Origin of the sequence: Sulfolobus sp. B1 (genome assembly GCF_007050195.1) — an archaeon.
Classification (GTDB): domain Archaea; phylum Thermoproteota; class Thermoprotei_A; order Sulfolobales; family Sulfolobaceae; genus Saccharolobus.
This window is the reverse complement of record NZ_QIMI01000270.1, coordinates 1-1,128: the sequence shown is the minus strand read 5'-3', so window position 1 is coordinate 1,128 and position 1,128 is coordinate 1. Positions and strand designations below refer to the sequence as shown.

General features: G+C 38.8%; 1 protein-coding gene and 1 pseudogene. Both read left to right on the top strand.

Features of this window, described 5'->3' with window-relative positions; translation table 11 throughout:
* Nucleotides 1-888: Ppx/GppA family phosphatase (locus tag DMP16_RS10115; RefSeq protein ID WP_143577210.1), on the top strand; the 888-nt coding region annotated here is incomplete at its 5' end.
* Nucleotides 885-1,128, top strand: a pseudogene (locus DMP16_RS10110) (thymidylate kinase); the annotation flags it as partial. The gene DMP16_RS10115 and the pseudogene DMP16_RS10110, both read left to right, overlap by 4 nt.

The following is a 1,128-nucleotide window of genomic DNA, read 5'->3' as shown; positions in this document are numbered from 1 at the left end:
GCAATGGGTAGTTTAAACACATTACCAGTCGATTCCGGAGTTATATTTGACTTAGGTGGAGGATCCCTAGAGGTAGTTTACTTCTCTTCAAGGCAAATTAAGGAAGTTTATCACTTTCCTCTCGGAGCCTTGAAGTTAGCTAAGGACTTCAGTGATGAGAATGAATTGAGGAAGAAGGTAAGAAATGAGCTTTCAATTCTGAAACCCAGTAATGGGGTTATTATTGGTTCTGGAGGTAATGTTAGGGCTTTAGGAAAGATGGACGCAAAACTCTCAGCTTTTCCCATAAAGTCAATTCACGGGTACGAGCTATACATTAAACAAGTTTCAAAGTACTCCAAAGTTCTCATGAATCTTGATGCAGAAGAGAGGAGCAATTTGCCCGGCATTGGTAAGGAGAGATCTTACACGGTACATACTGCCTCCGTGATAATTGAGGAGTTGGGAAAAATTTTAGATAGCTCAACCATACTCATCTCGTCCTTTGGTTTAAGAGAGGGCGTACTAATGGAGAGTATTATAGAAAATCCTAGAGAGAAATGGCTTGAAGCTTTTGCTAATTGGTTTAACGTTGATCCTCCGTGGGAAGTTTATAATTACTTTGACGATTTTTATATGAAGGTAACCTCATATATACTGGCAGTTATCAAGATGACCGGATTTTTAGATCCTTACGACACTTGTTACAAATTGCTAAGAGATATAACTATTCCAGGCTTTACAGCGAAGGAAATACTCATGATATCCTTATTATGTAAAGCCTCGTCTGGGAAACTGAAGAAGAAGAACTTAGGACCTCTTAGAAAAGTGTTGAATAAGAACAAACTTCTAGATAAAGGTAAGGAAATAAGGAAAATAGTAGAGTCATCTGTGGCTGGTGTCTTATGAGAGGTATGCTCATAGCGTTTGAAGGCATAGACGGTTCTGGGAAATCTAGCCAAGCCTCATTGCTAAGGGATTGGTTATCAAAGAAGAAATATACGTATTTGACTGAGTGGAACTCCTCAGAGTGGATTCACGATATAATAAAAGAGGCTAAGAAGAAGAACTTACTAACCCCTTTAACTTTTAGTCTAATCCACGCCACTGACTTCGCTGATAGGTATGAGAAGTACATTTTACCCATGT